This is a genomic window from Occallatibacter sp., assembly GCF_049582745.1.
In the GTDB taxonomy this organism is placed as follows: domain Bacteria; phylum Acidobacteriota; class Terriglobia; order Terriglobales; family Acidobacteriaceae; genus Telmatobacter.
The window spans coordinates 118,937-143,054 of sequence record NZ_JBAUUO010000177.1; the positions used below are offsets into that span (position 1 = coordinate 118,937).

The 24,118-nt window shown below is 59.1% G+C and carries 21 protein-coding genes; 11 read left to right on the forward strand and 10 right to left on the reverse strand.

Annotation, left to right across the window (positions count from 1 at the left end; translation table 11 throughout):
• Nucleotides 1-73: 73 nt before the first annotated feature.
• Nucleotides 74-1,384 (reverse strand): DUF2252 domain-containing protein, encoded by a 1,311-nt coding sequence (locus WCA10_RS25975; RefSeq protein ID WP_472825460.1) that lies wholly within the window; start codon nt 1,382-1,384, stop codon nt 74-76.
• Nucleotides 1,385-1,479: 95 nt separating this feature from the next.
• Between WCA10_RS25975 and WCA10_RS25980 the strand changes: the two genes are divergently transcribed.
• Nucleotides 1,480-3,774: a S9 family peptidase gene (locus tag WCA10_RS25980; RefSeq protein ID WP_472825461.1), complete on the forward strand. Its 2,295-nt coding sequence runs from the start codon at nt 1,480-1,482 to the stop codon at nt 3,772-3,774.
• Complete coding sequence (locus tag WCA10_RS25985; RefSeq protein WP_472825462.1) at nt 3,771-4,154, forward strand: nuclear transport factor 2 family protein; 384 nt, start codon at nt 3,771-3,773, stop codon at nt 4,152-4,154. Before WCA10_RS25980 ends, WCA10_RS25985 begins: the two co-directional genes overlap by 4 nt.
• 24 nt (nt 4,155-4,178) lie before the next feature.
• Here the strand turns inward: WCA10_RS25985 and WCA10_RS25990 are convergent, their stop codons facing one another.
• Nucleotides 4,179-4,331, reverse strand: a complete 153-nt coding sequence (locus tag WCA10_RS25990) for a hypothetical protein (protein ID WP_472825463.1) — start codon at nt 4,329-4,331, stop codon at nt 4,179-4,181.
• Between the two features lie 180 nt (nt 4,332-4,511).
• Here WCA10_RS25990 and WCA10_RS25995 point away from each other — a divergent pair, with 180 nt between their 5' ends.
• The gene (locus tag WCA10_RS25995; protein ID WP_472825464.1) at nt 4,512-5,891 is read left to right on the forward strand and encodes a DNA polymerase Y family protein; all 1,380 of its coding nucleotides are present in this window, start codon (nt 4,512-4,514) and stop codon (nt 5,889-5,891) included.
• Between the two features lie 45 nt (nt 5,892-5,936).
• Here WCA10_RS25995 and WCA10_RS26000 read toward each other — a convergent pair whose 3' ends face one another.
• Both WCA10_RS26000 and WCA10_RS26005 read right to left on the reverse strand, forming a co-directional pair.
• A complete protein-coding gene (locus WCA10_RS26000; RefSeq protein ID WP_472825465.1) occupies nt 5,937-6,644 on the reverse strand; it encodes a phosphatase PAP2 family protein in 708 nt (235 codons plus the stop codon).
• A 110-nt stretch (nt 6,645-6,754) separates the two neighbouring features.
• The gene (locus tag WCA10_RS26005) at nt 6,755-8,596 is read right to left on the reverse strand and encodes a hypothetical protein (protein WP_472825466.1); all 1,842 of its coding nucleotides are present in this window, start codon (nt 8,594-8,596) and stop codon (nt 6,755-6,757) included.
• Between the two features lie 218 nt (nt 8,597-8,814).
• Here WCA10_RS26005 and WCA10_RS26010 point away from each other — a divergent pair, with 218 nt between their 5' ends.
• Genes WCA10_RS26010 through WCA10_RS26025 form a run of 4 tightly spaced genes read left to right on the forward strand, consistent with a single transcriptional unit; the run spans nt 8,815 to nt 10,833 of the window.
• A complete protein-coding gene (locus WCA10_RS26010; protein ID WP_472825467.1) occupies nt 8,815-9,333 on the forward strand; it encodes an RNA polymerase sigma factor in 519 nt (172 codons plus the stop codon).
• On the forward strand, nt 9,323-9,694 hold the full coding sequence (locus WCA10_RS26015; RefSeq protein WP_472825468.1) for a hypothetical protein: 372 nt from the start codon (nt 9,323-9,325) through the stop codon (nt 9,692-9,694). Before WCA10_RS26010 ends, WCA10_RS26015 begins: the two co-directional genes overlap by 11 nt.
• Before the next feature lie 24 nt (nt 9,695-9,718).
• Nucleotides 9,719-10,318 (forward strand): DUF4252 domain-containing protein, encoded by a 600-nt coding sequence (locus tag WCA10_RS26020; RefSeq protein ID WP_472825469.1) that lies wholly within the window; start codon nt 9,719-9,721, stop codon nt 10,316-10,318.
• Nucleotides 10,315-10,833 carry a hypothetical protein gene (locus tag WCA10_RS26025; RefSeq protein WP_472825470.1) on the forward strand — a complete coding sequence of 173 codons (519 nt, stop codon included), beginning with the start codon at nt 10,315-10,317 and terminating at the stop codon, nt 10,831-10,833. Before WCA10_RS26020 ends, WCA10_RS26025 begins: the two co-directional genes overlap by 4 nt.
• 111 nt (nt 10,834-10,944) lie before the next feature.
• Here WCA10_RS26025 and WCA10_RS26030 read toward each other — a convergent pair whose 3' ends face one another.
• On the reverse strand, nt 10,945-11,403 hold the full coding sequence (locus WCA10_RS26030) for a hypothetical protein (protein WP_472825471.1): 459 nt from the start codon (nt 11,401-11,403) through the stop codon (nt 10,945-10,947).
• Nucleotides 11,404-11,490: 87 nt separating this feature from the next.
• On the reverse strand, nt 11,491-12,081 hold the full coding sequence (locus tag WCA10_RS26035) for an ECF-type sigma factor (protein ID WP_472825472.1): 591 nt from the start codon (nt 12,079-12,081) through the stop codon (nt 11,491-11,493).
• Nucleotides 12,082-12,155: 74 nt separating this feature from the next.
• Here WCA10_RS26035 and WCA10_RS26040 point away from each other — a divergent pair, with 74 nt between their 5' ends.
• Nucleotides 12,156-15,272 (forward strand): bifunctional serine/threonine-protein kinase/formylglycine-generating enzyme family protein, encoded by a 3,117-nt coding sequence (locus tag WCA10_RS26040; RefSeq protein WP_472825473.1) that lies wholly within the window; start codon nt 12,156-12,158, stop codon nt 15,270-15,272.
• 121 nt (nt 15,273-15,393) lie between these two features.
• Here WCA10_RS26040 and WCA10_RS26045 read toward each other — a convergent pair whose 3' ends face one another.
• Together WCA10_RS26045 and WCA10_RS26050 are read right to left on the reverse strand one after the other, a co-directional pair.
• Nucleotides 15,394-18,051 carry an ADOP family duplicated permease gene (locus WCA10_RS26045; RefSeq protein ID WP_472825474.1) on the reverse strand — a complete coding sequence of 886 codons (2,658 nt, stop codon included), beginning with the start codon at nt 18,049-18,051 and terminating at the stop codon, nt 15,394-15,396.
• Nucleotides 18,052-18,058: 7 nt separating this feature from the next.
• A complete protein-coding gene (locus WCA10_RS26050; protein ID WP_472825475.1) occupies nt 18,059-18,388 on the reverse strand; it encodes a PadR family transcriptional regulator in 330 nt (109 codons plus the stop codon).
• An 89-nt stretch (nt 18,389-18,477) separates the two neighbouring features.
• On the opposite strand from WCA10_RS26050, the gene WCA10_RS26055 reads away from it, so the two are divergent.
• Nucleotides 18,478-19,524 (forward strand): glutamate--tRNA ligase family protein, encoded by a 1,047-nt coding sequence (locus WCA10_RS26055; RefSeq protein ID WP_472825507.1) that lies wholly within the window; start codon nt 18,478-18,480, stop codon nt 19,522-19,524.
• Between the two features lie 68 nt (nt 19,525-19,592).
• On the opposite strand, the gene WCA10_RS26060 is transcribed toward WCA10_RS26055, so the two are convergent.
• The gene (locus WCA10_RS26060; protein WP_472825476.1) at nt 19,593-20,474 is read right to left on the reverse strand and encodes a sigma-70 family RNA polymerase sigma factor; all 882 of its coding nucleotides are present in this window, start codon (nt 20,472-20,474) and stop codon (nt 19,593-19,595) included.
• A gap of 77 nt (nt 20,475-20,551) precedes the next feature.
• Between WCA10_RS26060 and WCA10_RS26065 the strand changes: the two genes are divergently transcribed.
• Both WCA10_RS26065 and WCA10_RS26070 read left to right on the forward strand, forming a co-directional pair.
• On the forward strand, nt 20,552-21,055 hold the full coding sequence (locus WCA10_RS26065; RefSeq protein ID WP_472825477.1) for a carboxymuconolactone decarboxylase family protein: 504 nt from the start codon (nt 20,552-20,554) through the stop codon (nt 21,053-21,055).
• A 291-nt stretch (nt 21,056-21,346) separates the two neighbouring features.
• Nucleotides 21,347-21,679, forward strand: coding sequence for a hypothetical protein (locus tag WCA10_RS26070; protein WP_472825478.1), 333 nt, complete (start codon nt 21,347-21,349; stop codon nt 21,677-21,679).
• A gap of 97 nt (nt 21,680-21,776) precedes the next feature.
• On the opposite strand, the gene WCA10_RS26075 is transcribed toward WCA10_RS26070, so the two are convergent.
• A complete protein-coding gene (locus tag WCA10_RS26075; RefSeq protein ID WP_472825479.1) occupies nt 21,777-24,050 on the reverse strand; it encodes a beta-glucosidase in 2,274 nt (757 codons plus the stop codon).
• Nucleotides 24,051-24,118: the final 68 nt, after the last annotated feature.

Consider the following 24,118-nt stretch of genomic DNA (forward strand, 5'->3'; position numbering starts at 1 on the left):
GTGCCCCGACACAAACCGGCCTTCGACGAGTTTTTCCGCAGCCTTTAAAGTCCGCCCTGGCACAATCGCAGGTTCACGTTGTTTCAACTTTGCCGGAGCGGCGGAGGGCTTGCCAATCCTTTTCGGTCTGGTTGGCATAGAGAACTCCGAATTTTGCCAGAGTTTCCGCGAAGGTTCCGCCGGAGCCAAGATAGCCGGCAATAACCTGCGGGTCCCCGGAGCGGGCGTGGCCTCGAGCGAGCAGTTCGCCGCAGACTTCGCCGAACGCCATGAGCCCGCTCCCGGCAAGATCTGTGAGATCGATGGAACCCTTGTGGTCATTGAGCTGACGGACCAGGAAGTGGCGTGCGCCGATGTGCGTCCAGCCCAGAAACGGGTCGGACTGCAACTGCATGGCGCGCTGTCCGATGACCACGCGCTGGCCGTTGTGCAAACACGGACGAGCGCCCGACAGGTAGGGCGTGTAGGCCGACGGAGCTTCTTCCTTGATCTGCAGAAAGAGCGGATCGTTCGGTCCGTTGCCCTCGAAGTAGATGCAATAATCGCGCAGGCCCACGGAGCCCGTTCCGACCACTTTGAAGGCCACGTCGACGGGACGATAGAGCGAGAGCAGGTGCTGGCGCTGCGACTCCAGGATTTCGCGATAAGGATCGAGCGCGCTGAGAACCTTTTCCGCCTGCGAACCTGTGATGCGCGTGAGGTTGGGTTTGATCTCCTTGAATCGCCGGGTGCCTGGCTTGCCCGGTGTGGGTCCAATGAGTAGTTCGAGATTGTGCTGGGGAGTGGCACGCTCCGCTTTGAGCAAGGCCTTGTGAACAGGCTCAACGTTGCCGAGGCGATGCACCTGGAATCGTCCCACTTCGAGCAAGGGCATTTTTGCAAAGACGCGCATCTGCTCGCAGTAGCGCAGGATGCATTGTTCCACGGCCTCGCGCGCCGAGGACTCTTTATGGCGCGACTCACGCCCGGCAAGAACGAGTGAGACGGCCATACGCTTCAAATCCCACTCGAAGGGGCCGCGGATGGTTTCGTCGAAGTCGTTGATGTCGAAGACGAGCCTGCCATCCGGTGCGGCAAAGGCACCGAGGTTGCGCACGTGGGCATCGCCGCAGAGTTGCGCTTCAATGCCCGTGTTGGGCAGCACGGCGAGATCGGCGGCCATGACCGGCGCGGCGCCGCGGAAGTAGCTGAAAGGCGATTGCGCCATGAGCTGATGTTTCAGTTTCAGCAGAGCGGGAACGCGTCCGTGCTCGGCTCGCTCCAGCAGCGAGAGCGGCGTTGCCTTGCGCGCCTTGATGTTGAGTTGATCGTTTTGCTGGCGACGCAACTGCCTGCGCCGCGATTGGCCCAGATTCCGTCGTTCCTCGGGCGTGGCCCAGTTCATGCTTGGGATGCTCCCTCCGCTTGTCTATCGAAGGATAGTCGTTACAGCCGCAAATGCAACTGTCAGCTTTCGGGGAGCGGAGCTGAGTTCAGACGTTGCGATGGCTCGTTTACACTGGATTTCCGGCACACGATCCATTCCACATGCTCGTTGAGAGTGCCCGCCTGGAGGGAATTCCCTTGAAGTGTCACTGCGTCCGCGTGTCGACGGCTTTTGCCGCGCTGTTGCTGGTTTTCCCGGTTCTGCCGGCGCAGGAGAACGCAAAGCCGCTCACGGTTGAGGGCATCTTCGGGCATGGGGAGATGCTGGGCTCGCCGCCGGAGGGGCTGGCCTGGTCGCCGGACGGACAGCACCTGACATATCTCGATGGCCGCGAACTGATTGATATCGATCCGGCGCTGCGAAAGCCCCATGTTCTTGTGGGGCGTGGGAAGCTCGCGGCGCTGGTAGGTGGAAAGGAGACCGAGCAGGACCGCGATCACCGCGAGCGCTACGGCATGGCGAGTTACTTGTGGGCGCCGGATTCAAAGCACCTGATGTTCGACTCAAACGGCAGCTTGTGGATCTATGACCTGCACAATGGAACGGGAATCGACATCGGCTATTCAGGCGAAGGATCGGGCGACGATCCCAAATTCTCGCCGAATGGCGAGTACGTTTCGTTTGTTCGCAATCACGGGCTGGCGGTGGTTCCGTTGCGCGAGGCGGGGACCCCAACCGTGATGGCGGCTCCAGCACCGAATCCGGCAATGCTCAACGGCGAAGTGGACTGGGTGTACGAGGAAGAGCTGGACACGAAGAGCAATTACTTCTGGTCGCCCGACTCGAAGAACCTTGCGTTTCTCCAGATGATCGAAGCCGACGTGCCGGAGTATCCGATCACGGATTGGATCCCGACGCACGCCACGGTCGATAAGCAGCGGTATCCCCAGCCGGGCGACCTGAATCCCGATGTGCGCGTGGGGGTGGTGAGCGCAAAGGGAGGCAAGGTGTCGTGGCTGCACGTGCCGATCGGGCAGGGCCAGGACTATATTCCGCGATTCGGTTGGGTCGATCGCAAGACGCTATGGGTGGAGACCCTGAGTCGGGATCAGAAACATCGAAGGATCTTTTTTGCGGACCCAGGCACGGGGATCGCGCACAGTGTACTGGAGATTTCGGACGAGAAGTTTATTGATGAGAACTTCGATGTGTACGTCGGGCACGGCTGCATTGTGCTGACCAACTGGACGGACGGCCACAACCATCTCTATCTCTACAAGTACAACGAAAGCAAAATCGACTCGACGAGCGCAACGCTGGAGAAGCAGTTGACAAAGGGGGAATTCGAAGTCGGCGAGGTGTATCGCGTCGACCCGGAGAGGAAGGACATTGATTACGCCTCGAATGAAGGCTCGCCCCTGGAGCAGCAGGTGTGGCAGGTGACGTTTGACGGCGAGCGCAAGCAACTGACCTCAGGCGCGGGTAATCATGATGCCAACTTTGCGCCATTGGGAGGCAGCTTTACCGACAAATATTCTTCGCGCATGGAGCCGCCCGTGCTGGAGCTTTGCGCGGTCGGCTCCAATTGCTTGGCGTTCTGGGCGTCGCATGCGATTGACACGCTCGGCCTGCGTGCTCCGGAGCAGCTCGAGGTCAAGGCGCATGACGGAACGACGCTGTATGGAACGCTGCTGCTGCCGGCAAACGCGACCGCCGACGCGAGTGTGCCGCTGATTGTGAATCCCTACGGCGGGCCGGCCGTGCAAACAGTGTTGAACGAGTGGAGTGATGGGCTGCTGTTCGATGAGTTGCTTGCGCAGCACGGGTTTGCCGTGTTGCATGCAGACAACCGCGGCATGGCCGGCCGGGGGCGTGACTTTGAGGAAGCGGCCTATCACAATTTTGGTCCCGTACAGTTGGAGGACCAGCTAACGGTGGTGGATGCGGTGCTTCAGAAATATCAGCAGCTCGATCGAAAACGGCTGGGATGGTGGGGCTGGAGCTGGGGTGGCGCGTTTACCCTCTATGCGCTGACGCATTCCGATCGGTTTCGTGCCGGAGTAGCCGTGGCGCCGGTGACGGACTGGCGTAACTACGACTCCATCTATACAGAGCGGTATATGGGCCGGCCGATGGACTTTTCCGAGGGCTACAAGGATTTTTCGGTGGCGAACGCGGCGGCAAATCTGAAAGGGCGCATTCTGCTGGCTCATGGGACCGGCGACGACAACGTGCACTTTGAGAATACGGTGCAGTTTGTACAGAAGCTGATTGACGCGAAGATTCCGTACGATCTGCAGATTTTTCCGCGTAAGACGCACTCGATCTCAGGCCCTGAAGCGCGCATGCAGTTATTCACGCGCATCCTTGCGCAATTTGAGCAATATCTGAAGCCGCCGGTCGAATGAAAATCGAACCGGAAGTGAATCAGGCAACCCGAGCCGAACTCGAGCGGCTTGAATTGCTGCTGATGGACCCGGCGGTGCGGCGCGACCGGGAACGAGTTGGTGCGCTGCTGACTTCAGACTTTGTGGAGTTCGGCTCTTCGGGCCGGGTGTGGACGCGGGATGCGATGCTGGAGCAGTTGGCGACCGAGACGACGTGCACACCAGCGCACGTTGATAACTTCGCGTTTCGATTGCTGGGTTCGGATGTAGTGCTCGTGACTTATCGGACATTGCGCATGGATGCGTCGGGAGAGCAGTCGGTCACGTTGCGAAGCTCAATCTGGATTCGTGAGTCGAAAGGCTGGAGGATTTGTTTCCACCAGGGGACACGGGCGAGCTAGCGGCGATCAGCCGAAGCTGCCGAGCTACATTTCGTGCCGGCTGAAGAGGTTATCCTTTTCGCGGCTCGGGCAGTTGGTGCATTCGAGGCAGCAGACCAGAAGCACGGCCACTCCCAGGGTGACCAGGATGGCCAGCACACTCGCATACGAAGAGATCCAGTGAAATAGATTATGCATAAGCCACGGCGGCCTGCTCCCCATCCAAGTCCGCCAAGGATTCGAACACCACTAGCGGCAAAAAGGCTCGGTTTAGGAGTGAGCCCCTCCGGCAGGCCAAGTTTACCACTTAATAAGATGCGTGTATTTAGCAAAACGTGCTTGAAGTGAGGCGAATAGAAGACGAATATCGAGGATGCAGTGGAAATCGCCGACTCAAACCCCGTAGACGGACCCGAACCGGAAGAATGGCCGGAGGGGACGGTTGCGCCCGCAGCAAAGCGACAACCAGCCGAGGATCGGAAAGACGATCCATGCCTCAACTGGCTCTTCGTCGACCTGAACTCCTATTTTGCTTCGGTGGAGCAGCAGGATCGGGAGGAGCTTCGCGGAAAGCCGGTTGGAGTGGTACCGATGATGGCGGACACAACCTGCTGTATTGCCGCGAGTTACGAAGCAAAGGCGCATGGCGTAAAGACGGGAACCATCGTTGCGGATGCGAAGAAAATGTGCCCGAATATCGTGCTCGTGGAGGCGCGGCACGAGATGTATGTGGATTATCACCACCGGATCGTGGAGGCGGTGGAGAGCTGTCTGCCGGTGACGGCGGTGATGTCGATCGACGAGATGGCCTGCCGGCTGATGGGGCGGGAGCGGCCGCTGCTGGCGGCGCTGGAACTGGGGCGCAAGGTGAAGGCGCGGATCCAGGAGCAGGTGGGGCCGCTTTTGCGAAGTTCGGTGGGGCTGGCGACGAGCCGGTATCTGGCCAAGGTGGCGAGCGACATGGAGAAGCCGGACGGGCTGGTGGCGCTGCCGCTGGATGTGCTGCCGGAGGCGCTGCGGCGGCTGACGCTGCGTGATCTGCCGGGGATCGGCGCGAAGACCGAAAAGCGGCTGAACGAAAAAGGTATTCACACGATGGACGACCTGCTGAAGCTGGATTGCGAGCAGGCGGGAGAATTGTGGGGGTCGGTGTGGGGCGGGCGGCTCTGGCATTGGCTCAGGGGCGAAGACTTCGAGATGTCGGAGACCGAGCACCTGAAGTCAATCAGCCACTCGCACGTGCTGGCGCCGGAGATGCGGACGGCGGAGAAGGCGTGGGCGGTGGCGCACAAGCTGCTGCACAAGGCGGCGATGCGGCTGCGGACGCACAAGCTTTGGGCGAGTTCGATCGGTCTGGCGGTGGGGTTCTCGGTGCCGCGCGGGCAGAATGCGCCGGTGAGTCGCTTTGGCGTGCCGACGCGCGGATGGCGTCATGAGATCCGGCTGAGCGAGTGCCAGGATAATCAAACATTAATTGGCGCGCTGTGCCGGTTGTGGGCGGAAAAGCCGAAGGGGCAGGGGTACGATGAGCCGTACTTTATCGGTGTCAGCCTGAATGGGCTGGTGCCCGATCGGCTGCACTCGCTGAATTTGTTTGATTCGCTCGACAACGCGAAGAGCCGGGCAAAGCTGCTGGAGGCAATGGACCAGCTCAACCAGAAATACGGGATGAGCACGCTGGCGCCGGCTACGATGCTGGCGGCATACAGGGCTGCGCCAACGCGGATCGCGTTTCATAGTATTCCTGATTTGTTTTGAGGGCTGGTTGAGAGCGCGATGTGCAGTCCGTTTAGACGGATGAGGTCAGACTCTGGCGGAATGCGCATGTGCCAGCCACTTCAGAACATTGCGAACATCATCGTAAAGAACGATCGTTTCATAACTCCAGAGAAAGAGGATGATGAAGAAAGCCCTCGCATGGTTCTGATGCAAATTCGTAACGGTTCGCCGAACGAATTCGCGAATGGCGGGGATCCTCGCGAACTGAGCAAAGGACAGACCAATGATTGCACCGACGATGATGTCCGTTGGCCAGTGCGCGCCGAGGTACACCAGAGGGAAGCAAACGCCTGCAATCACCCAGGTGAAAGCAATCAAACCAGCACGCGTTGAGGCCATCAGGATGGCCGCAGCCAATGCAAAAAACAACGCTGCGTGATCACTGGGAAACGCACTCCAGTTAATCAACACGAGAGTTTCACCAGGCGGAAGGCGAAAATGAAGAGAGGGGTCGGCGATTGGTCTGGCCTTAAAGGGGAGACTGAGCGCCAAAGCGCGAGCTGCGAGTACCGCAAAGAGGGAGAAGAAGACTGATCCAAGAAGAAGGTCGAATCCCTTGCGAAGTTGTCCGGGGCGATCACGGTCAAAGAGCAAGAACAATATGAGCAGGACCATCACGCCGCCCTGCAGCAGATTTGTGGCGTTGGTCAAGCCAATCAGTCTGTCGATCGAATGATGGCGTCCCACAAACTGATTGAGGAACCACTCGATCTTGAAGTCGAAACTATTCATCTTACAATACGCCATTAACTTTCTATTCACGGGCGCATGCTTTGGGAATAGCACCTTTGGTTCATAATCCCCCAGGTGTTATCGGAGAACGACCGAATTGCACCCTTTGATTAGTGAACAGTGACGGTGACCTGCATGGTGGTTCGGCCGTATTGGTTGGTGGCGTTCAAGGTGTAGGTTGTGGTCTTGGTTGGCGTGGTGGCTACGGTGCCTCCACTTACACCGCCAAGCACGTCGATGAAATCGTAGGAGTCATTGCTTGTGTTCCAGGTCAGCGTGATGGGTGTCCCGGCCGCGACGGATGAAGCGGAGGACGTGAAGCTGTTGATCGTGGGCGGCTCGCCGGTGGGGGCGGTGTTGGCGTCGTATCCGGGGAACGCGGGGGTCATCTGCACGACTTCGAAGTTTGAGGATTGGATAGAGTCGAGGTTGTGCAGGTCGTCGTCATTCCAGCGGGGATCGGGCACGCCCTGGAAGTAGAAGTAGCTGCCGTTGTCGGCAAGGATCATGCCGTACTTCTTCATTGCAGTGAGAATCACCTTGTTGACGGCGGAATAACCAGAGATGTCGAAGCTGGCTTTGAGCCGGATGCGCATGCCCATGATGTTGCTGACGCCATACGTGGTGCCCGCTGCATGGCTTGCGGGTGCGACGAAGTAGCCGCCGTTAGCGTCATTCTTGGTTTGCTGCATGGTGAAGCGGATGGCGTGATTGATAGCGCCGGAGGCGACTTCGTCGTAGCGGACGAGGCCGGGGAAGATTGGTAATCCGGCGGCGTCGGCCGATGTCCAGCCCCAGGGGCGGCGATCGTAGTTCTTCAGGTCCCAGATGGTTTCAGACGATGCGCTCCATGCTCCGCCGCAGCGATGCGTGTTGAAGGTTTCATAGAGCATGCAGGAATGGCGATCGAGCACAAGCACGTGTGAATCGCCGATGTAGGTATCGGGCCATCCGGTGCAATCGGCGGGCGAGCCTTCGATGGGCGCGGTGATCGGGAATGGCGCGGAGGCAACATCGCTTTCGCTGGCGTAATCGACCACGGAGATTGGAGCGAGCGGCGTTGTGCTGGAGTCAACGACGACGTAGGGGATGCCGTAATTGCCTCCGGCCACGGAAGACCAGTCGTGATGAAGATGCAGTCCTGCGAACCCTGCGGCCGAGGTAATCGCCGTGTTATTTGGATCGAGTGGAGCAGAGGAGATGTTGGTATTCCACGCCGTGGTAGAGGTGAATGGCAGGAAGCCATTGAGACTGGCGTTATCTCCAAGACTCATGTTTGCGCAGCTTGGTCCGGCGGTCGTTGCAGTCACAGTGATTGGTACTGAATGGAATTTGGTGGAGTCGGCAGTCGATGTTGCGGTGATGGTGAGGGAATTGGCCCCGGTGTTTGCGGGGGTGAAGGTCACGGCTGTTCCCGACTTAACGGCGGCGGTTGCACTAAGCGTGCCTGCAGCAGCCGGACTGATCGCGAGATTCACGGTGTTGGCGAAGGATCCTGTACCGGTGACGGTGGGAGTGCAGGAGGATGTCTGCGCGTCAGTAATTGAGGATGGGCTGCAAGTGAGAGAGACAGCGGTGACCGTCGGTGTCGCAGGCGCGCTAATGGTGATCTTTGCGGTCCCCAGCTTTGTGGAGTCTTCGGTCGACGTTGCCTCGACGTTGTCGGAACCGGATGCGGGCACAGTCGAGGGAGCGGTGTAGAGTCCGGTGGTCGAGATGGTTCCGGAGACTGCAGACCAGGTCACGCTCGAACTGTAGGCGCCGGTTCCGAATACGGAAGCGGAACACTGGCTGGTCTGTCCGGATTGGAGCCTCGCCGCGGCACAGGAGACGGTGACTGCGGTGATGGTGGGGGAGGGGGGAGGGGGGGTACTGCTTCTGGTGACATCCCCACAACCCGCAAAGCAGAACGATCCGAGGATCAACAGGCTGAGTAAAGTCTTGCATCTCATGGCACTTGTCCTCACGTATGGGTCGAAATGTCCTGTCGAAATGTCCTGTATTGATGGGGTGATTTTATTCGTTTCGAGCTTTGAGATCCCGATCAACGCTCGTGCTCGCTCAGCCTTTGGTAATATCTCCTCCCCGCATGAACTTTCTTTCGTGCAAAGCGTACCTTTTGCATCCTGAGCCGCGTTCCCCTGCGGATAAGAGAGTAGAAGCGAAACCCATGGCCGAGAAGTGGCACCCGGATTTCGAGCGACTGGTGGACGAACATCAGTCCATGGTGTTTTCGCTGGCGTGGCGCATGACCGGCGACCGCGGATTGGCGGAAGAGGTTGCGCAGGATGTTTTTCTGGAGCTGGACAGGCATATGGAACGGATCGAGAGCCCCGAGCACGCGATGTTCTGGTTGCGGCGGGTGGCGATCAATCGCTCGGCCGATGCGCTGCGGCGGCGGAAGGTACGGGGCGTGGACCTGTGGGTGGAGATTGAAGAAAATCACGGGGCGCCTGTAGAGGAACGGTCATCTCCGCTGAGTGCGCGGCTGGAGCAATTGCTTTCGACCTTGCCGGAAGCGCAGCGGGCAGCACTGGTGTTGCGGTACCAGGAAGATCTGACGCCGGAAGAGATTGCAGCCACGGTGGAAGCGCCGGTGGCGACGGTAAAGAGCAACCTGCAGCGGGGATTGAAGCTGCTGCGGTCGAAAGCGACAACGCAGTTGAAGGAGTACATTCGTGGACTTTGAGCGGCGTGGGCAGACTGGAAACACAGACCAGCCTGAACAAATCGACGAGTTTGAAAAGGAATTGCGGCAGGCAATGGAGCGCCGGCCGGCGCCTCCGAGTCTGAAGCGGAGGATTCTGCAGCAGCGAAATATTCGCCGCACCGAGCGGATTCATAGCCACGCAATCTGGTGGCAGCGGCTGGCGGCATCGGTGCTGCTGGCGGGAGTGGTCGCCGGCGGCTATAGCTGGCGGCAGGTCGAAGAGCGGCGCAAAGGCCAGGAAGCGGCAGAGCAGGTGTTGACGGCGTTGCGGATTACCAATCACGCATTGAACGACATGAACCGGCGGCTTGCGGCACGCAACCGGGCAGACGAGCAGTAGCAGACAAGCAGGCAGGGAGAGATTATGAAAAACCGAATTGCAGCTTTGGTCTTGGGAGTGATGGTGCTGGTCGTTCCGGCTGTCGCGCAGAATTCGCAACTGCCCTTGCCGTCGCCCGTGGAGAAGGAGCTGTCCGCGAAGGCGTCGAGTGTAACCGAGGTGACGCTGGGTAAAAACATGCTGGCGTTTGCCGCAAAGTTCATGGACGGCAAGGACAAGGACAATGCAGCGACGCGGCATTTGATCGAGGGCCTCGATGGGATTTATGTGCGCGATTACGAGTTCGACAAGGAAGGCCAGTACTCGATGGAGGATGTCCAGAGGCTGCGCTCCTACTTTGAAACGAGCGAGTGGTCGCCGATTGTGCGCGAGCGCGACAAGAGGAGCGGCGAAAGCACCGATGTGATGATGAAGATCGTCAATGGCGAGACGCACGGTATGTTCATCCTGGACGTGGAGCCGAAGGAGTTGAGCATCGTGCTGATTCTGGGTCCGGTAAAGATGGAAGACTTGAGCAAGCTGGGCGGCATCGGCGGACTGGGCATGCTGGGCGACATCCAGAAAGATGCGAGCAAGGAAAAGGCGAAAGACAAGATGAAGAAGGACAAGGATGGTGACCAATGAAACGGTTCATTCTTTTTCCCATTTGCTTTCTGGCATTGGCCGTTCCGGTGGTGGTGTTGGCGAATGGCGCGCAGGGCGGCTTTGACGGCGTGATCAGTTCAATTGAGACGCGGTACCACGTGCATGCGGAGCGCATTCCCTTGATCGGCTTGATCAGCTTTATTTCGCATAAGGCGACGAGCGGCGGCGTGAGCGGGATGCAGGTCGCCGAGATTGACGACTTTCATGCGGACGTGGATGGTGAAGAACTAAACAGGATGGTCGGGCAAAAGCTCGGCTCCGAGTGGGAGCGCGTGATTCGCGAGACCAGCCGCAAGGGAAACAGTCAGACGCTGATCTACATGCATCCCGAGGGCCCGCGGATGGGCTTGTTCGTGCTCGATCTCGACGGACACGAAATGGACGTGGTGCAGCTCTCAGTGGATCCGAACCATTTGAATGAGAGCATCGCGAAGTACGATCACCATCATCGCGAGAGTGATTCGGAAGGAAGCCGCGACGACGCTGAGAACTAAACCGGACGCACTTTCAAACTCCGACATTCGGTGACGATTGCAACGAGCGAGCAGGAGTCTCTGGAACACCAGGGACTCCTGTTCGTTGGTGCGAAGCAGGCCTTGATTTCATCAATCGGCGCGTCCGGGGGTGGGTGCTGCGAGCAGGGCGACGGTGACTTCCTTACCAGAGTCATTCGAGGAGAGTTGATTCTCCTTCATCCAGCGCTTGCGGCCAGCGTGATAGATGGAGAGGTACCTGATGCTTCCCGGAATCCGGGCTTCGCAAAGAACGTAGTGCTCGCCAAATTTCTTGAAAACAAGGCGTCCAGTCTCTGAGGGCCGATCATGGAAGTCTGTCCTTGTCGGATCGAGGTAAGAGCTGCCGTTTTGGTTTCTGAGAATCACGAGGTCCAAGTTCCGGAGATCGAAGGTGTAGGTGCCAGGCTCCATGTGCGCTCTTCCGAACTCAAAGGCGAACGGCACCTGTGCCTTAAGCATTGTCGATTGGGCATGGAGTGCCGGAGACAGCGCGGCTGCGGCGACCAAAGCGGCGATGGTGCGAATGGTTGACTTGATCAGGTTTGTCATGTCGTTTTCTCCTTGGCGAGGGCATTGAAAAGCGCCTTCACTGGAGAACGCGCAGTGGCTCGGCAAATAGTGCAAACTTTTTTTGAATTATTTTTGGCGTGTCGGAAGGGATGCAGATTCCGGGTGAAGTTCGCGGTAGAGCCGAATGCGCGCGAGGGACCAGTCGCGCTTAACCGAGCGAGGTGCAATGCCGAGCACGGAGGCGATCTGTTCCACAGTGAGGCCGCCGAAGTAACGCAGTTCGACTACGCGCGCCTGTCGCTGATTATGGTTCGCAAGCCTCTGGAGGGCCTCGTCGAGGAATTCGATTTCGCCCAACCTTTCGGGAGAGATGGCGAGGGCTTCGTCCATGTCGACCCGTCGTAAGCCGCCAGCTCGACGCTCAGCATTGCGGGCGCGTGCATAATCGACGAGGACCTGTCTCATGACGTGTGCAGCAAATCCAATAAATTGACCGCGTCCATTCCAGTCGACCTCTTCGCCTGTCAGACGCAGATATGCTTCGTTGATTAAAGCAGTTGGTTGAAGCGTATGGTCAGGACGTTCACGGCGCATATAAGCGGCCGCCAATTTGTGGAGTTCCTTGTACACGAGGGGTAGTAGTTTGTCAGCCGCGGAGTCATCGCCCGCATGCATGGCATGAAGTAATTGCGTGATCTCACCAGAGCGGGAATCCATTGGGCTACTCCTGCTGATTGCATGTTACTGTGGAAATCGGGAGAAGGCACCGATCAAACGCACAGGAATCCACGATGGAGAATCCTGATTTGGCTGCGGAGGACCTCTTCGAAGAGGCGCTGGAATTGCCGAGGGAGCAGCGATCGGCATTCTTGGAAGGTGCTTGCCGTGGTGCGCCGGAGCTTCGGCGCAAGGTGGAATCCCTTCTCGAAGAAAACGATCGGATAAGTGGATTTCTATCGAAGCCGGTATATCCTGCAGCGGATCCGCCGACAATTGAGGTGCCAGCTCTGCAAGGCGTGCTTTCGTCAGGGTCGAAGCTTGGCCGTTACTCGCTTGTATCATCGCTGGGCGCGGGCGGGATGGGCATCGTCTATCGCGCACATGATGAAAAGCTGGAGCGGGATGTTGCAGTCAAAGTCCTCAACCCCGGAATGCTCGTCTCTAATGAAGCGCGCAGGCATTTTCGACGGGAAGCCCTGGCGCTGGCCAAATTGAACCATCCCAATATCGCCGCGGTGTATGACGTGGGCGAACAGGATGGTATCGACTATATCGTGATGGAACTGGTGGGGGGCGAATCGCTCGCGGCCAGGCTGCGCTCCGGCGCTCTCGGAATGCGGGAGGCGACTTCGATTGCGTTGCAGGTCTCCGATGCGCTGGAAGAGGCACACGGGCGGGGCGTAATTCATCGCGACCTGAAACCCGCGAACATCATGATCACAGCACGAGACCGTGCAAAGGTACTGGACTTCGGGTTGGCCAAGCTGTTTGTCCAGGCGGGGCAGGAGACGGCAGCGACGATCATGGAGACGCGGGGAATGTTGGGCACGCCCGTCTATATGTCGCCGGAACAGGCGCTTGGCAACGCCGTAGATGCGCGCACAGACCTGTGGAGCCTGGGCGTGGTGTATTACGAATCACTTGCCGGACGTCCGCCGTTCAGGGAAGACGGAAACCTGGCGACTCTGCGCGCTATTGTCGAGAAGTCGCCTTCACGGCTTCGCGAGATGCGTACGGATGCACCAGCAGAGGCAGAACATCTCGTAGCGCGCGCTCTTGAGAAGGATCCGGCGAAACGATACCAGACGGCTGCGGAGTTCGGGCAGGACGCACGGAAACTTCTGGATGGTTTGAGTGGCGCTGTTTCGTTGACAGCGGCAGGGCCGTCGCACAGATTACGCAACCTGGCGGTTGCGGTTGTCCTGGTGATAGCGATCGGTGCGGTGGGATACTGGCTTTATCGCCGGGCGGCGGAACGGCGTTGGGCGCGCGAAGATGCGCTGCCGGAGATGCAAAGGCTTGAGGAGGCACGGAAGCCACTGGCGGCTTTCCTGATTTTGCAAAGGGCAGACGGTATCTTGCCATTCTCGGCGCCGCTGAAGCAGTTTGCAGCAGAAAACACGCGCAACGTGGCAATCGACGCAGATGTGCCGGGCGCGCGCATTGAGATGCAGGACTATCTGACGCCGGATGCGAAATGGGTGGATGTGGGAACGACACCCGCCAGGAACCTCCGCATACCAAATGGATATTTCCGGTGGAAGGTCTCGAAGGACGGAATTGGGACGGTGATCGTCGCAGCACAGACGGACGCCACCATGAGCTTTGCTCTCGCCGCACAGCAAAAATCCCCGGCAGGAATGGTGTATGTTCCCGCAGCGCCGTGGGGCAGCTATATCGCATTCATCGGGTGGGTCGGCCCCTACAAGCTGCCCTCGCACTTCGTCGATCGATTCGAAGTGACGAACCGCGACTATCAAAAATTCGTCGACAGCGGAGGCTATCAGAAGCCGGAATACTGGTCGGCGGAGTTTGAAAAGGATGGCCGCAAGCTTTCGCGCGACGAGGCAATGGCGATGTTCCGCGATTCGACCGACCGTTCGGGGCCGTCGACATGGACGGCCGGGCACTTTCCTGAAGGACAGGCCGATTATCCCGTAACGGGGGTGAGCTGGTACGAAGCCTCGGCCTTTGCGAAGTTTGCCGGGAAGAGCCTGCCTACGATGGCGCAGTGGTATGAAGCGGCTCCGCCGGACGAGGCGGACTACACAGCGCCGGAGAGCAATATCAGCAGCAATTCCGCGGCGGCGGTTGGAACTTATCAGGGCGTGGGACCATTCGGAACCTATGACATGGTGGGCAATGCTCGCGAATGGGTAGCGAACATGGTGGACGGGGACGAGCGGCTGATTCTGGGCGGGTCGTGGATGTCGCCCAACTATTTATCCATGAACCCGGAGGCGCTTTCTCCGTACGATCGCGCGGCGGGGAATGGATTTCGCTGTGTCGTAAACACCTCACCACTTCCCCCGGCAGTAACGGGGCCAATCCGCCGGGTTTCGCGCGACTTCAGCAAGGTGAAACCGGTGAGTGACGAGGTATTCCGGGCCTACGGACTGCTGTACGCGTATGCAAAATCCCCGCTCAACGCAAAAGAGGAAGGAGTTGTTCACGAAACTGCGGATTGGCGCGAGGAAAAAGTGTCGTTCGATGCGGCATACAACGGTGAGCGGATGTCGGCATATTTGTTTCTGCCCAAGAGGGCCAGGCCTCCGTACCAGACCGTTGTGTTTTTCCCCAGCGCACGGGTAATGTTTTTACCGCCCAACAGCAATGAACTGGGAGACGTGAAGTTCTTCGATTACATTCTGCAGAGCGGGCGAGCGGTCATCTACCCGGTGTATGAAGACACGTATGAGAGGCGAATGAAATATAGCCTGCCCGGCGGCTCCCAGAACATTACGATGACGACCGATTGGTACAAGGATGTGTCGCGATCGCTCGATTATCTCGATACGCGACCGGATATCGATCATAAGGCGATGGCGTATCTTGGCGTGAGTATGGGATCCGCCGCGGGCGTCCTCATCGTTCCACTGCTGCAGAATCGCTTGAAGACGGCGATCTTTCTGGATGGAGGATATTTTCTGGATGCACCTCCGCCGGGCGGCGACCAGGCGGATTTTGCACCTCGCATAGAGATTCCGGTGCTGATGGTGAACGGCCGCTACGATTACACGTTCCCCCTGGACAAAGCGCAGGATCCGCTCTTTCAGATGCTGGGGACGCCGCCTGATCAGAAAAGCCACGTGGTGCTCGACACTCCGCATGATGTAACCGAGCAGCGTCCGCAACTGGTAAAAGCGGTGCTTGAATGGCTCGATCGCTACCTGGGGCGCGTCGAGTAGCTGCAATCGTGCGAGTCGGAGGCTGAGCAGTGCGGCGGATTCAACTGAATCCCGTATCGTCGACAGGATATCGCGTACATGGCGCAGGCTCGATGTTTGCGATGGCGACGCTGCGAGCGCGCTATTCCGCTCGCAGCGTTGTCATTGGGTCAGAGCGCGACGCACGCCGCGCCGGCACATAGGATGCAACGAGTGCAACGGTGAGGACAAGCAGAACTACCGCAGACAGCGTGACGGGATCGGCGGGGCTCACGCCGTAGATGAGCTTCTGCATGACTCGGCTCATGCTTAAGGCGAGCAGCACTCCCAGGATCGTTCCCGGCACGGCCAGCCTTGCGCTTTGCGTTAGAACCATGCGCAACAGATCGGACCGTTGAGCTCCCAGTGCGACACGCAGGCCAAACTCCGAAGTTCGCTGGCTTACCGTGTAAGCAATCACGCCGTAAGCGCCGATGGCCGCCAACAAGATTGCCAAACCTGCGAACAAGCCGACGAGAACGAAGGTAAAGCGAGGAGTAGAAACCGAGGAACCCACCACGCTATCCATCTGCTCCACATCCGCAACCGCAAGTGCCGGGTCGAGGCGATGGACCGCAGAGCGAAGCCCGTCGGCAACCTGGCGCGGATCGCCCTGGGTGCGGATCGCGACGGACATGTCGGATTCTGGAGCCTGGAACTCCGACCACCAGAAGGCGGGCTCCGCACCCGGGCTGTTCGGCTGATCCTTCACGTCGCCCACAACACCTACAACTGTCATCCAGTCGGAGTCTTTCTTCGGTACATCTTCGAAAGTGATGCGCTTGCCGATGACGTCCTCGTGAGGCCAGTAGCGTTCCGCCATTGCGTGGTTGATGATGAGAGCGAAGGGTGCATCTTTCTTGTCTGCCTCAGTGAGGAAGCGGCCTTGGAGCAGTGGAATCCCCATGGCACTGAAGTAGCCGGGAGTCGCCATGTGATAGCGCGCATGGTTCTCCTGATTCGGGGGCGTCTTCTTTCCTTCGATCACGAATCCGCCGGCATTTTCGTCATAACCGGTCCAGGGCAAGTCGCTCCCTGCGCCAGCGCTTTCCACACCGGGCAGTGTATTCAAACTTGATGCGAGCCGATCGTAGAATTGCGCTATCTGTGGCCTCGTTTGGTATTGCGCGTTAGGCAAGGAGAGGCTCGCGGTCAGGAGGTGATCCTGTTGGAAACCGGGATTGAGATGAATGAGGTTGAGGAAGGTGCGCAGCATGAGTCCGGCGCCAATGAGAAGCACACTGGCGAGACTGACTTCTGCGATCACTAGCGCATTGCGCAGGCGGCTTTGATTGCGGCCCGCCGTTGAAGTTCTGCCAGCCTTCTGCAGACCTTCCTTTGGGTCGGTTCGCGACGCCTGCAATGCCGGAGCGAGGCCAAACAGGATTCCGGTAATAAAGCTCACGAGGATTGTGAAAGCCAGCACTGGGCCACTTACGTGGATGTCGTGTGCGCGCGGGAAATCCGCCGGCAGGAGCGAGACAAGCGCATGCACTCCGCCATATGCGAGTGCCAGCCCGAGTGCTCCGCCAGTCAGCGAAATCAGCAGGCTTTCCGTGAGAAGTTGACGCACCACGCGGGAACGCGGCGCTCCCATCGCAAGCCGGACGGCAATTTCACGCAGGCGTGCAGAGGCCCTCACCATTAGAAGATTTGCGGCGTTTGCGCACGCAATGAGCAGCACTATGCCGACGGAGCCTAATAGCACCAGGAGCATCTGGCGGCTCGAACCCACGAGTTCCGTGTAGAGGGGCACCACCAGTACGGTCCATCTGGAATCATACGGATGCTCGCGCGCAAGCTGCGCCATGATCGCGTTCATCTCGGCGCGCGCGCGTTCCACGCTGACACCATTCTTGAGGCGTCCGATGCCCTCGATGAAGTGCGATCCGCGCTGATTTGAATTTCCGGCAAAGGAAAACGGCCACCACACATCGACGCTTTCTCCGTACGCGACCGCGTGATATTCGTTGCCCGGATGCTGCGTTCCCGCGGGCATGACGCCGATCACCGTGAAAGGCTGCATGTTCATCGTGATCTTGCGGCCGATGATGTTGGGGTCGGCGCCAAAGCGCGTGCGCCACACGCGATCACTGAGAATCACTTGAAGCCCGTTGCCGGGAATCTCTGCCTGAAAATCGAATTCGCGGCCTAACTCGGGTTGCAGTCCCAAAACGCGAAAGTATCCCGAGGTGATGCCGAAGCCGTTCAGCCGCACCGGCTCGCCGTTACCCGAAAGCTGGACGTCTCCGCGCGTGAATGCGGCGATGGATTCGAACGAATGGTTGCGCGCCCTGAAGTCGAGAAAGTCGAAAGGGTTGAGGGGAAATTTCGGGTACTCGCGGCTGGAGAGGAAGATACGAACCAGGCGGTCGGGCTGCGGATACGGAAGCCTGCTCAATAGCACACCGTTAATCACGCTGAAGATGGCGCTGTTGGCGCCGATGCTGAGCGCCAGAGTGAGAATCATGACCAGGGCGAAGGTCGGATTCGCGAGGAGCTGCCGGAAAGCGTACTTCGTGTCCTGCAGCGTCAACTCGATGAATGCGGTGCCGCGTGCCTCGCGGCAGTCTTCCTTCACCTGCTCATGGCCGCCGAACGCAAGACGCGTGCGGCGCTTTGCTTCCTCTTCTGTCATGCCGGACCGCATGTACTTCTCGACCTGGCGATCGAAGTGGAATCGAAGCTCATCGTCCAATTCCTCTTCAACCGCGCTGTGACGAAACAAGGCGCGCGTGCGATAACGCAGATCATCCAGCATGGCCGCGTCACGCTCCTTCCAGAACCTGCGCAACGGCAACGGTCAACTTGCGCCACGCTTCTGTTTCCCTTTCCAATTGCTTCTCCCCGGTCCGCGTGAGCTCGTAGTACTTTGCGCGACGGTTGTTGTCGGAAGTGCCCCATTTTGCCTTGATCCAACCGCGTCGTTCGAGCCGGTGCAGCGCGGGATACAACGATCCCTGCTGGATGCTGAGCACTTCGCTCGAAACTTGTTGTACGCGCTCTGAGATGGCCCAACCGTGCTGTGCCCCGGTCAGGAGTGTGCGCAAAATAAGCAAATCCAGGGTGCCTTGAGGCAGCTCGATCTTCTCCGGCATTCGTTCCCTTTCGCTTCGACAAGAGCATAGGACAAACTCTTGTCGAAGTGCAAGGGGAAAAACGACGAAGGCGATTCTTTTCGTTGCAGGTGATCCGCAGGGGTTCGATTCGCGTTGATCCCGATGTCTACACTAAACGTGAGATGGACGGCCTGACTTCATTCGCGCATGCGGGTTATCGGGGCAGGCTTGCGCCTTCGCCTACGGGGTATCTGCACATCGGGCACGCGCGGACGTTTGCGACGGCTTGGCGGCGAGCGCGCGAGGCGGGTGGCGCGCTGGTGATGCGGATGGAGGACTTGGATCGCGATCGCAGCCGGATGGAATATGCGGCGGCGGCGCTTGAGGATTTGCGCTGGCTGGGATTGGACTGGGATGAGGGTCCCGATGTCGGCGGAGCGTTCGGGCCTTATGCGCAGAGCGAGCGCGGCGAGGTTTATCTCGACGCGTGGAAGCGCTTGCGCGAAAGCGGATTGATTTATCCGTGCCGGTGTTCGCGAAAGGATCTGGCGGCGGCGGTCAGTGCTCCTCATGAGGGCGCGGGGCGCGGGCAGGATGCGGAGGATGAGCCGGTGTATCCGGGTACTTGTCGCCCATCGTGCACAGGCAAGGGTGTCTTTGAAATTTCAAGCGAAATGGCGGATGGGCCGAGCGGGATGAACTGGCGGTTCCGCGTGCCGGATGGGGAGCCTGTCGAGTTCGAGGATTTGAATCTGGGAACGCAGCGCTATGTGGCGGGAGTGGATTTCGGCGATTTTCTTTTGTGGCGGCGGGATGGAGTGCCGGGGTCCCCGTGGACAGGTCCTCGTCCGTGGGGTGGTGGAGTGCCGGGGTCCCCGCGGACAGGTCCTCGTCCGTGGGGTGGTGGGTGCCCGAGCTATCAGCTGGCATGCGTGGCTGACGATGCGGCGATGCGGATCACGGAGGTGGTGCGTGGCGCGGATCTGCTGAAGTCGACGGCGCGGCAGATCTTGCTGAACCGGGCGCTGGGGTTTGCGGATCCAAAGTGGTTTCATTGCGAATTAAGTGTGGACGACCAGGGGCGGCGGCTGGCGAAGCGGCATGATGCGTTGAGTATTCGTTCTCTTCGAGAGCGTGGGTTCAGGCCAGAAGCCATCCTGGAGGTTGCCAGATAGTCGAGTTGATGGCGGATACATACTTCGGGCGCAGGCCGCCGCTTTGCGGTCCGCCCGGGTTGATCTCGTTATTGATCGAGGACGGCGAGGTCGAGCGACGCAAGCTCGGCGGGATCGCCGATAACATCGATGCGGCTGATTTTTCCATTGGCAAACGAGAAGCGAAGGACCCGGAAGAGGCGTCCTCGCGGCGCCACAACAAGCCCGACTGATCCATCGACGAGTGCAATGCGGGCGGCCCTTGCGCCTTGCGCGGCGGTGATAGCCTGCCGTGCCCAGGATTCGGCGCCGCGGACTTCCGCGGGAGCGCCGGGGAGGCGCGAGACATGGTCGGAGTGGATTTGAACGTCAGGATCCAGCACTGCGACGAGCGCTTCAAAGTCACCACCACGTAAAGCTGCGAGAAAGGCGTCAACCACCTTTCTCTGTTGAGGGAGGGTCGCGCCCGAAACTTTGCCGCCTCGAATGCGACGACGGGCGCGGCTTGCCAATTGCCGCGCCGCGTTGGGCGTGCGTCCGACGATGGATGCGATCTCATCGAAAGACAGATCGAACATATCGTGCAGCACAAACGCGAGGCGCTCGGCGGGGGCCAGGCGATCGAGAACGACCATCAGCGCGAGACCAACCGAATCGGCAAGCACCGCTTCCTGCTCAGGGTTTGCGGTGGCTCTTTTGGGGGCGGGCGGTTCGGGAAGTTGTTCCTCGAGAGAGTCTTCGCGGCGCGAGGTGCGGGAACGAAGCATGTCAAGACACACGTGTCCCACAACGGTGGTCAGCCATCCGCCGAGATTCTCGATGCTGTCGGCATCTGTGCGGCTGAGGCGCAGCCACGCTTCCTGCACGGCGTCGTCGGCGTCGGCCAACGAGCCGAGTATGCGATAGGCGACGGCGCGCAGCCGATCCCGGTTTTGTTCGAATCGATCCGCCAGAAACTGAGATTCGCTCATCGGTCACATTTCCTCGACTGCATTCGTCATGGGATTGACGAACGAAAGCTAATCAATGTGACAAGGAGTCAATGACTATGCAATCCCGTATCAACAATCCAGCTATGATTCTCCCCGGCGCCATCGAGACGCTGCAAGCACTGGGCAAATTAACCGAAAAGAGCGGTTTGCCGCAGAAAATACGCGAATTGATGCACTTGCGCGCAAGCCAGATTAATGGATGCAGCGTATGTGTCGATATGCATTGGCGCAACCTGAAACGCTCGAACGAAACCGACGAACGCGTCTTTGCGGTGGCGGCCTGGAGGGATGCTCCTTACTTTACCGACGCAGAACGTGCGGCGCTGGCGCTTACCGAGGCTGTCACGAGGCTGAGCGATCGGCCGGATCCCGTGCCGGACGAAATATGGAACGAGGCGGCGCGGCACTTCGACGAGCCGGCGCTCGCAGCGCTGGTGCTCTGCATCGCGGTGATCAACCTGTGGAATCGCCTGAATGTAGCCACCCGGCAGGTGGCGGGCGAGTGGCTCAAGTCGGCCGAGGCGAAGGCCTGGGTGGAAAACGCCGTCGCGGCCCGCTAAACCGAAGGGTACGCAGGGGTTGCGCTCTCACATCCTCTCCCGGTTCAACGCGGAGAGGATGGAGCTGTGCCCTTTTTGGGGCAAAAGCTCAAGCTCGGGACATGACGTGGAGGCATCGGGGTACCCGGACAACGATGACTATTTCGGTTACTGGCGGTGACCATCCGGGGATGGCCCGAAAGTGTTATCAGTGTCAAACTCTTGATCTACCGTTGTTTTTCGGCATCAATATCTACCCGGCGCGGGATAGCGCATCGACACCGACCACTCTTCCCCAGGAGTCCGCAGGCGATGGCAAACGACAGAAAACGAAGCTTTTTCTCTTCATTGTTCGGGAAAAGAAAGCAGACTGAACAAGAAGAGATGGCAGAGCTGGAATCGAAGAAAAGATTAGAGGCGCGAATCCAGCAAATCATCGCGGAGAAGGCTGCGGTTCCCGAACTCCTGATGGTCGAGAAGAACCAAGATGCGGCGATCTCCCAGCAAGAAGAAGAGGCTGAGGTTCCGGTGCAGCTTCTGCCGATCTCAGCGAGCGTGATCCCGATCCGCAAAGCCCCTGTTCAGCCTGCCTTCACGCTCGCGGCCTTCGAAGCTCCCCGGTCTTACGCGGCAAACGGGCGGTGATGAGCCGAGCTTGACGATTTCGGTAGAGGTGGTATGAAGAAGGCCTGAATTCAGGCCTTCTTTGCGTTTTGGTGGCTTTTGCCGCGATCAAAACAGTTTATTTCTCGAACGAGACCGTTTGCTGCAGGGGGAGATTCCGAGACGATGAACCGGCACGGAGGACGTACTGCCCGGCAGGCAGTTTCCAGGAATCGGATTCTTCATCAAAGATCATCAAGCGATCGCGGTTGACGGTTACGGTGGCTTGCTTTGATTCGCCGGGTGCGAGATCGATCCTGCTCCAGCCAATTAAACGATTCGGTGGTTCTCCTGCCGACTCCGGCAAAGATGCATAGACCTGGGCGATCTCGCTGCCCGCGCGCTTGCCGGTATTTTTAACCGTGAATGACACGGTGGTCGCATCGCCCGGTGCGATCTTGAGTCCTGAGTAGGCGAACGTGGTGTAAGACAGGCCGAAGCCGAAGGGGAAGAGAACGGGCTTTTTCTCCGCGTCGTACCACTTGTACCCCACCTTGAGGCCTTCGTCGTAAGGCACATCGAAGGACGGAGCGATACCCATTGCCATTCCGATCAGCCCCGGTGCGCCTGCGAGTTTGGGAACGGGGTGGTTCGCATCGGCTTTCGGCGGATCAACGTGAACCGGATGGGGCAGATCCGACTCGCTCATCGGGAAGGTGATGGGGAGTTTGCCGGAGGGGTTTACCTCTCCGAAGAGGAGATTGGCAATCGCCTCGGAGCCGCGAATGCCGGGATACCATGCCTCGACCACGGACCCGACCTTGTCGATCCAGGGCATCAGGACAGCGCCTCCCGACTCCAGCACGACGATGGTATGGGGATTGGCGGCGGCAACGGCTTCAATCAGCGAATCCTGCTTGTCGGGCAGAGAGAGATTCTTGAGGTCCATGCCTTCGGACTCGTGTTGAACGGCGAAGACGATTGCGATCTGCGAGGATTTGGCGAGGGCAGCAGCAGAGACGGGGTCAGTACCCGGATCGAATTTGACGATCGCATGCGGCGCTTTCTGTTGGATTCCTTTCAGCGGAGCTGAGCGGTGATAGACCTCGAGCAACATGAAAGCCGTCAGCGGATTCTTCATCAGTTCCGGCGGTGGCGGAACCGCATTGCCGCCCGCGGGCGAGACCTGCGAAGAGCCTCCACCGGAAAGCACGCCTGCATCTGCGTGTCCACCAATGACGGCGATGGACTTAATGGAAGCGGCGTTCAACGGCAGCAGATTGGCGGCATTCTTCAGCAGCACAGCACCGCGCTCCTCGGTTTTTTGCGCGACCTCGAATCCGCGCATGACGTCGGGGGATTCGGGTTGCGGAGGGTCGTCAACGATGCCTGAATCGAACTCAGTGCGGAGAACGCGGTGGACCATATCATTCAGCCTATCCATGGGCACTTCGCCGCTTTCTACGGCCTTCTTGAGCGGTGCGCCGAAGGAATCGTTGCCAGGCATCTCAACGTCGAGACCAGCCATGGCGGCCTTCACGGTGCTCTGCGTGCCACCCCAGTCGGAGACCACGAATCCCTTGAAACCGAAGTCCTTCTTCAGAACATCGGTGAGCGTGTAGGAATTTTCGCAGGCATAGATTCCATTGATGCGGTTATAGGAGCACATGATGGCGCCGGCTCCTGAGTCTTTGAGGGCGATTTGGAAAGCGAGCAGGTCGCTTTCGCGCATGGCGCGCTTGCTGATGATGGAGTTGGCGACGATGCGGCCGGCATCCTGATCGTTAACGGCATAGTGCTTCAGATCGGTGATGAGGTGGAGTGCTTTCTCGGCTTTCAGTTCCTGGCCTGCAAGTGTACCCGCAAGCAGCGGATCTTCCCCCTTGTATTCGAAGGTGCGGCCGTCGCGCGGTTCGCGGATGAGATTGATTCCGGAGCCGAGCGACATGTTGAAACCTATCGCGCGCATCTCGTGTCCGAGCATGGTGCCGATCTCATAAGAGAGCTCCGGATCCCAGGCAGCTGCCATCGCTTCATCGGAAGGCAGGGCGGTCGCATACCGGCCTTTGGAGCCGGCCATCGAAATCCCCTGGTTTGAATCCGTCATTTGGAGATCGGGAATGCCGAGCCGGGGGACGCCGGGAATAAACCCAAGGACCGCGATAGCGCGGGTGAGAGGTCCGGATTCCTGGGGTGCGAAGATTGCCTGCCAGCCGGGACCGTGAAGGAGCTGGATTTTTTCGTCCAGCGTCATCTCCTTGATCACCATGTCGGCACGCGCATCGGGGGAGAGACTCTTGTCGGACCAGGCGTAGTGCTTCGCCGAAGACATTCCGGGAAACTGGGCAACGCTTCCCGTGGCCGCGAAGATTGAGGTTAGAAGCGCTGCCAGGCAAAGGGCGTATTTCGGCATGATCTCGAGAGCCTTTCTGGAACCGTTCGAGAGAGTAGCACATCGATGCTGAGCCCTTCTGTGCCTTG